Origin of the sequence: Limnohabitans sp. (assembly GCF_044361645.1) — a bacterium.
Lineage (GTDB): Bacteria > Pseudomonadota > Gammaproteobacteria > Burkholderiales > Burkholderiaceae_C > Limnohabitans_A.
In genome coordinates, this window is record NZ_JBIKIL010000042.1 from 21,074 (window position 1) to 27,603 (window position 6,530).

Annotated in this window: 10 protein-coding genes and 3 pseudogenes; 9 read left to right on the top strand and 4 right to left on the bottom strand. The window is 58.5% G+C overall.

From position 1 onward, the window contains the following. Nucleotides 1–5: 5 nt before the first annotated feature. Nucleotides 6–683: pseudogene (locus ACIQ39_RS08555) on the bottom strand (FAD-dependent oxidoreductase); the annotation flags it as partial. A 44-nt stretch (nucleotides 684–727) separates the two neighbouring features. Between ACIQ39_RS08555 and ACIQ39_RS08560 the strand changes: the two are divergent. Both ACIQ39_RS08560 and ACIQ39_RS08565 read left to right on the top strand, forming a co-directional pair. After that, nucleotides 728–910 (top strand): type II toxin-antitoxin system HicA family toxin, encoded by a 183-nt coding sequence (locus tag ACIQ39_RS08560; RefSeq protein WP_396434192.1) that lies wholly within the window; start codon nucleotides 728–730, stop codon nucleotides 908–910. A 25-nt stretch (nucleotides 911–935) separates the two neighbouring features. Continuing rightward, nucleotides 936–1,337, top strand: coding sequence for a type II toxin-antitoxin system HicB family antitoxin (locus tag ACIQ39_RS08565; RefSeq protein WP_396434193.1), 402 nt, complete (start codon nucleotides 936–938; stop codon nucleotides 1,335–1,337). Between the two features lie 69 nt (nucleotides 1,338–1,406). On the opposite strand, the pseudogene ACIQ39_RS08570 reads toward ACIQ39_RS08565, so the two are convergent. Continuing rightward, a pseudogene (locus ACIQ39_RS08570) lies at nucleotides 1,407–1,931 on the bottom strand (dihydrolipoyl dehydrogenase); the annotation flags it as partial. 105 nt (nucleotides 1,932–2,036) lie between these two features. Between ACIQ39_RS08570 and ACIQ39_RS08575 the strand changes: the two are divergent. From ACIQ39_RS08575 to ACIQ39_RS08595, 5 genes are all read left to right on the top strand, one after another. Beyond that, nucleotides 2,037–2,309, top strand: a complete 273-nt coding sequence (locus ACIQ39_RS08575; RefSeq protein ID WP_396434194.1) for a DUF1778 domain-containing protein — start codon at nucleotides 2,037–2,039, stop codon at nucleotides 2,307–2,309. Continuing rightward, on the top strand, nucleotides 2,306–2,800 hold the full coding sequence (locus ACIQ39_RS08580) for a GNAT family N-acetyltransferase (RefSeq protein ID WP_396434195.1): 495 nt from the start codon (nucleotides 2,306–2,308) through the stop codon (nucleotides 2,798–2,800). The genes ACIQ39_RS08575 and ACIQ39_RS08580 overlap by 4 nt, the downstream gene beginning before the upstream one ends. Nucleotides 2,801–3,090: 290 nt before the next feature. Next, on the top strand, nucleotides 3,091–3,234 hold the full coding sequence (locus tag ACIQ39_RS08585) for a hypothetical protein (protein ID WP_396434196.1): 144 nt from the start codon (nucleotides 3,091–3,093) through the stop codon (nucleotides 3,232–3,234). Between the two features lie 73 nt (nucleotides 3,235–3,307). After that, nucleotides 3,308–3,823: an antitoxin Xre/MbcA/ParS toxin-binding domain-containing protein gene (locus ACIQ39_RS08590; protein ID WP_396434197.1), complete on the top strand. Its 516-nt coding sequence runs from the start codon at nucleotides 3,308–3,310 to the stop codon at nucleotides 3,821–3,823. Next, nucleotides 3,820–4,296 (top strand): RES family NAD+ phosphorylase, encoded by a 477-nt coding sequence (locus tag ACIQ39_RS08595; RefSeq protein ID WP_396434198.1) that lies wholly within the window; start codon nucleotides 3,820–3,822, stop codon nucleotides 4,294–4,296. The genes ACIQ39_RS08590 and ACIQ39_RS08595 overlap by 4 nt, the downstream gene beginning before the upstream one ends. 86 nt (nucleotides 4,297–4,382) lie before the next feature. Here the strand turns inward: ACIQ39_RS08595 and ACIQ39_RS08600 are convergent, their stop codons facing one another. Beyond that, nucleotides 4,383–4,508 carry a hypothetical protein gene (locus ACIQ39_RS08600; protein ID WP_396434201.1) on the bottom strand — a complete coding sequence of 42 codons (126 nt, stop codon included), beginning with the start codon at nucleotides 4,506–4,508 and terminating at the stop codon, nucleotides 4,383–4,385. Nucleotides 4,509–4,512: 4 nt separating this feature from the next. Here ACIQ39_RS08600 and ACIQ39_RS08605 point away from each other — a divergent pair, with 4 nt between their 5' ends. Continuing rightward, nucleotides 4,513–4,905: a type II toxin-antitoxin system RelE/ParE family toxin gene (locus ACIQ39_RS08605; protein ID WP_396434199.1), complete on the top strand. Its 393-nt coding sequence runs from the start codon at nucleotides 4,513–4,515 to the stop codon at nucleotides 4,903–4,905. Beyond that, nucleotides 4,889–5,221: a Fis family transcriptional regulator gene (locus tag ACIQ39_RS08610; RefSeq protein WP_396434200.1), complete on the top strand. Its 333-nt coding sequence runs from the start codon at nucleotides 4,889–4,891 to the stop codon at nucleotides 5,219–5,221. Before ACIQ39_RS08605 ends, ACIQ39_RS08610 begins: the two co-directional genes overlap by 17 nt. Before the next feature lie 91 nt (nucleotides 5,222–5,312). Here ACIQ39_RS08610 and ACIQ39_RS08615 read toward each other — a convergent pair. Next, a pseudogene (locus tag ACIQ39_RS08615) lies at nucleotides 5,313–6,315 on the bottom strand (dihydrolipoyl dehydrogenase family protein); the annotation flags it as partial. Nucleotides 6,316–6,530 lie beyond the last annotated feature (215 nt).

Sequence of the window (6,530 nt, forward strand, 5' to 3'; positions counted from 1 at the left end):
TTGCGCTATTTCCGTGCAGGCGGTACATCCGTACAAGACCCGTGCGCCACCTCAGCCGCCATGCCGATGCGCTCAATCAGCGTGGGGTGGGGGTGGATGGTTTTGCCGATGTCCACAGCGTCTGCACCCATCTCGATCGCCAGAGCGATCTCGCCAATCATGTCGCCCGCGTGCGTGCCCACCATGGCGCCGCCCAAGATCTCGCCGTGGCCCCCATTCGCATGCACCTCGGGTGAATCGTCAAACAGCAGTTTGGTCACGGCATCAAAGCGGCCGTTGGCAATGGCGCGGCCAGACGCCGTCCAAGGGAACAAGCCCTTTTTCACCTTGATGCCTTGCGCTCGTGCCTGGTCTTCGGTCAAGCCCACCCAGGCCACTTCGGGGTCGGTGTAGGCCACGCTGGAGATCACGCGTGCGTTGAACGCCGAGGACCTGAGTTGTTGGGCCAACTCTTTGTTGCCTTGCAGTTCGCCCGCAATCACTTCGGCAGCCACGTGGGCTTCGTGCACCGCTTTGTGCGCCAACATGGGCTGGCCCACGATGTCGCCGATGGCGAAGATGTGCGGCACCTTGGTGCGCATTTGAATGTCGACATTGATGAAGCCGCGGTCGGTCACCGTCACGCCGGCTTTTTCAGCAGCGAGTTTTTTGCCCTTGGGCGTGCGGCCCACGGCTTGCAACACCGATTCCGTATAACTCGTCTTGAGTGGTAGTTATAATAACCACCATGAGCAGCAAGCAGATCATCAAAAAGCTGGAGTCTGATGGATGGTATTTGGCCCGCATCAAGGGCTCGCACCACCAGTTCAAGCATCCGGTTAAACCGGGTTTGGTGACAGTGAAGCACCCTGATGGCGATGTACCCAAAGGTACATTGGCCAGTATTGAGCGCCAAGCGGGCTGGCGTTGAACCCCGCGTCACAGGAGAAATGAACATGAAATTTACCGTGGTCTTGCACACCGACGATGGCCAACGCTACGGCGTGACGGTCCCCGACTTGCCAGGCTGCTTTAGCGCTGGAGATAACCTAGACGATGCCCTGCTGTCCGCTGCTGAAGCGATTGACTTGCATGTGGAAACACTGATTGAAGACGGTGTGGATGTGCCCGTGCGTGCGCCTATTGCCACGCATCAGGCCAACCCGAACTATGCCAATGGTGTCTGGGCCGTCGTGGATGTGCCTGTGGAGAAGTACTTGGGCAAGGCCGAAAAGATCAACATCACTGTGCCGCAAGTTGTGTTGACACGCATTGACGACTACGCCAAGCGCCACGGCCTGAGCCGCAGTGGCTTTTTGGTCGATGCGGCACGACAAGTCATGGCGACATCGGCCTAAATGAAGTCCCCCAGGCAAATGCCCGAACAGTTTCCCGTCCGGGGCTTTTTGCTTCAGCGCTGAAGCGTTTTACTTCTTCGCAGGCGGCACATCCGTGCAACTGCCATGCGCCACCTCCGCCGCCATCCCAATGCTTTCGCCCAGCGTGGGGTGGGGGTAGATGGTTTTGCCGATGTCCACGGCGTCTGCGCCCATCTCGATGGCCAGAGCGATCTCGCCAATCATGTCGCCTGCGTGGGTGCCCAACATGCCGCCACCCAAGATCTTGCCGTGTCCGTGCGCCTCCGGGCTGTCGTCAAACAGCAGCTTGGTCACGGCATCAAAGCGGCCGTTGGCAATGGCGCGGCCTAAAGCCGACCAAGGGAACAAGCCCTTTTTCACTTTGATGCCTTGCGCTCGTGCCTGGTCTTCGGTCAAACCCACCCAGGCCACTTCGGGGTCGGTGTAGGCCACGCTGGAGATCACGCGTGCGTTGAACGCCGAGGACCTGAGTTGTTGGGCCAACTCTTTGTTGCCTTGCAGTTCGCCCGCAATCACTTCGGCCGCCACGTGGGCTTCGTGCACCGCCTTGTGCGCCAGCATGGGCTGGCCCACGAACTGAGCTGGGGTGCCTGCGAATGGGTTACCGCCAACGTATTGACAACAGCTACACACTTGCCTACCATTCGTGTAGCCACTGCATACACACGAAAGGTCAACATGCGCGCCGCAGCCATCAATTTGCGTGCCTTGCCGGAACAGCGAGATCTCATTGATCACGCTGCCACCCTGCTGGGCAAGAACCGTTCTGACTTCATGCTGGAGGCCGCTTGCGAGCGTGCGCAATCGGTATTGCTCGATCAAGTGTTTTTTGGGCTGGACACAGAAAAATTCCAGCAGTTCACCGCCCTGCTCGACGCGCCGCCCAGTGCCAATGCGGGTCTTGAGCGGCTGATGGCCGTCAAGGCACCGTGGCACAGTCAAGCCACATGAGCTTGAACCTGTCAGCCCCGCAGCCACTGGCGGCTGTGCACCTGTTGCGCGACTTCGAGTGCGGTGAGCCTGCGCTGGATGAGTGGCTGAAACGCCGGGCGCTGAACAACCATCTGAGCGGGGCCAGCAGGACCTTTGTGGTCGTTGACGATGAACAGCGGGTGTGCGGCTTTTATGCCTTGGCCGCTGGCGCGGTCGCGCACCAGATGGCCCCCCCTTCGGTGCGGCGCAACATGCCCGACCCGGTTCCGGTCATGGTGCTGGGCAGGCTAGCGGTGGATCGTCGGTCACAAGGCATCCAACTGGGGGCGGCACTGTTGCAGGACGCGGTCCATCGAGCCATTGCCGTGTCGCAAAACACCGGCGTTCGCGCTTTGCTGGTTCATGCGCTGCACGAACAAGCCAAAGCGTTTTATAAGCACTACGGGTTTCAGGCATCGCCAACGCACCCCATGACGTTGATGTTGCGCCTGAACAGCGCCAAAGCTTGACTCGACCGACCGCGCGGCTGAAAAAATCACTCAATAACAATGATTGCACCGCCATGGTCCTGCGCCAACTGGCGCTGCGATTGATGGGTAAGTGACGGATGTAATGAAAAGGGGTGGGTTCAACAATGCGTGTTGGAAAGTAGGGCTGGCGATCGTCAAGCAGGCATGTATACGTCTGGGTGGCAGTGTGCACCTGTCGGATGGGATGGATAGCAAAGGGTGTCAGTTTGTGGTGCGTATTCCCATAGTCTCAAACAACGGATAGGCGTTTCAACGGCACGAGGCCCAGGATGACACGGGGCCAAATCAACTTGATCGACCAACCCGACGACCTGCTCAAACAGCAGCGCAAAGCCATCATCCATGTGGCCGTAACCGGAAAAATGGACTTGCCAGCTGCGCCCCCAGAGGCCGGTTCAAACCCGAAATCCTGAGGTTTACGCCTCAAGCAATACTCAATCAGCTCCATTTGTTGCAATTGCCTCGTCAAAATGGTGTAATTGCGCCATGACCATACGGATCGTCTCTGCCATCACATCCCCTCGCAGCGCTGCGCTTATCGCCCTGTGGGCCATGCTGGACGCCCCAGACACCCACGAATCGCGACCAGAATCCACACGCGTGATGGTGGGCACACGTCTGGCCAGCCTTTCCAGCGCTGGGGCCTGCAAGCTCCTCAAGCGCGGCATTTCCAGTCAAGCCATTGGGCCGCTGGGCGATTACCTTGGGCTAGGTAAAGGGGTGATTGCGGAGTATCTTGATCTGGACCGCAGCACCGCCAACCGCCGAGCTGCCAAAGGACAAATGCTGCCCATCCATTCGGCTGAAAGCGTCTTGCGTTTACTGGAACTTGGGCAAATGGCCACCGACACCTTTGAGACGGAAGACGAAGCCTCAGCTTGGCTGCGCCGCCCTCACCCCATGCTGGATGGCGATAGCCCTCTGGAGTTGGCCAAAACCAGTTACGGTGCACAGCGCGTGAAAGACATCCTGATTGCCATCCGATACGGCGGTGTCGTTTGACCACGGTCTGGCGCATTGGATTTTGCGAAAACCCCTCACTGCCCTCCTCCGCCATTCTTGCCACTCTGGGTTTCGGGTCGACCTTAGGCAATGGCCGCTGGCATGTCAAAGGTGCGCAGCAAGTGGTCTATGCAGCGTCTAACCGTGCGCTGTGTCAGCTCGAAAAACGCGTTCACAGCAACGGCGCCCATCCGAAAAACCAAGCCTTGATGCAACTGGAAATTCCAGCTGACAGCCTCCTTATGGCCGCAAATGATTCAGGGCTGCCCGCCGACTGGCAAAGCCATGAGGCGGCAACGCAAGGGTTTGGTTTGGACTGGCTTGAATCCATGGCCAGCCTGGGGCTCTGGGTGCCCTCCTTCATCGAGCCGTCAGAGATGAATTTGTTGATCAACCCAGCGCACCCCGATTACCGCAGGATATTGCTCAAAATTGAGCGCTACCCTTTCAGGTTTGACCCCCGCTTGTTTTAGTGGGTCAGTCCCAAGCATAAGAAGAATAAGTTCAAAGCCGCCAACCCTCGCGGGTTGACGGCTTCTTTATTTGCAGCGCGAAGCGTTTACTTCTTGCCAGGCGGCAAGTCCGTGCAGCTACCGTGTGCCACCTCAGCCGCCATGCCGATGCTTTCGCCCAGCGTGGGGTGTGGGTGTATGGTTTTGCCGATGTCCACGGCGTCAGCGCTCATGTGAATGTCAAAAAAGTACTTTTTAAGGTACACTAAAACGATGTCGACGAGCAGAAAAATCCCTGCAATTTTCTACCGTTCTGCCTCTGGCAGCGAACCTGTTCGCGAATGGCTGAAGACTTTGGACAAAGCAGATCGCCAAACCGTCGGTGAAGACATTGCCTATGTCCAATACAAATGGCCCATAGGCAAACCACGGGTCGATCACTTGCGAGGGCCGATCTGGGAAGTGCGCAGCAAGATCGGCAACCGCATCGCACGCGTGCTTTTTACGGTGGAGGAGTCCGAAATGATTTTGTTACATGCCTTTGTCAAGAAGACCCAGCAAACCAACCACGCCGATATTGAACTGGCGACCAAACGATTGAAGGAGTGGACCAATGGCCAAAGCAACTAAAGTCAATCCCCACACGGGCAGCAGTTTTGATGACTTCCTCAAAGAGGACGGCATTTATGAAGAAGTGCAGGCCCGTGCGCTCAAACGCGCACTGGCCGAGCAACTGGACGACGCCATGCAAAGCGGCAAACTCAGCAAAGTGCACATGGCACAGCGCATGGCCACCAGCCGCTCCCAATTAGACCGCGTGCTGGACCCGAGCAACCTGTCCATTCAGCTCGACACACTGGTTAAAGCGGCCAGCGCAGTGGGCAGAACGGTCGAAATTAGACTCAAGCGCGAGACCAAACGAACACGGGTCACCACGACACAGTGAAAGCCGAAGCCAGGTATGCGCCACCCGCTAAAAAGCCCGAACCGTTGCCGGTTCGGGCTTTTGCTTTTGTGTGGCTATCGGCTAGGTGCGTTTACTTCTTGCCAGGCGGCAAGTCCGTGCAGCTACCGTGTGCCACCTCAGCGGCCATGCCAATGCTTTCACCCAGCGTGGGGTGCGGATGGATGGTTTTGCCGATGTCCACCGCGTCTGCGCCCATCTCAATCGCCAGAGCGATCTCGCCAATCATGTCGCCTGCGTGGGTGCCGACCATGCCGCCGCCCAAGATCTTGCCGTGTCCGTGCGCCTCCGGGCTGTCGTCGAACAGAAGCTTGGTCACGCCTTCGTCGCGGCCGTTGGCAATGGCGCGGCCAGACGCCGTCCAAGGGAACAAGCCCTTTTTCACCTTGATGCCTTGCGCTCGTGCCTGGTCTTCGGTCAAGCACACCCATGCCACCTCGGGGTCGGTGTAGGCCACGCTGGGGATGACGCGGGCGTTGAACGCCGAGGACCTGAGTTGTTGGGCCAACTCTTTGTTGCCTTGCAGTTCGCCCGCGATCACTTCGGCCGCCACGTGTGCTTCGTGCACCGCCTTGTACGCCAACATGGGCTGGCCGACGATGTCGCCAATGGCGAAGATGTGCGGCACCTTGGTGCGCATTTGGATGTCGACGTTGATGAAGCCGCGATCGGTCACCGTCACGCCGGCTTTTTCAGCAGCGAGTTTTTTGCCATTGGGCGTGCGGCCCACGGCTTGCAACACCAGGTCGTACACCTGTGGTGCGGGGGCCGCAACGCTTGTGTTGCTTCCATCCTCGCCGGGTTCGGCGCTCTCGAACATGACCTCAATGGAACGTGACTTCAATGCCTTCGGGCAAGGCGCGTGCGGACACGGTCTTGGTTTTGAGCAGCTGCAAGTCAAAGCGCTTGGCGTTCATCTTTTGTCAGACCTTGACCAAGTCGCGGTCAACGCCTTGCATCAGGCCTTGCATCAGGCCGTCCATCATTTCCACCACGTCCAGGCGTGCACCCAGCGTGCGGTAAACGGTGCCCATTTCCAGGCCGATGATGCCGCCGCCCAGAATCAGCATGCGCTTGAGCTCTTCTGCGGCTCTTTCGCCGCGTCTGCGATCTGTTTCATCATCTTGTTTTTGTCTCCTTCGGCCATTGCTGCGCACCGTGCAGCACGCCACCATTTTGGAGACCATGCGCGCGGTCGAAGCCCATTACCTGGACAGCGACCCGAGCATCATCACCCGCATGGCCGAGGCCTTGGCCGAGTGGTTTCCGGGCCACACCGCCAGCATGGACG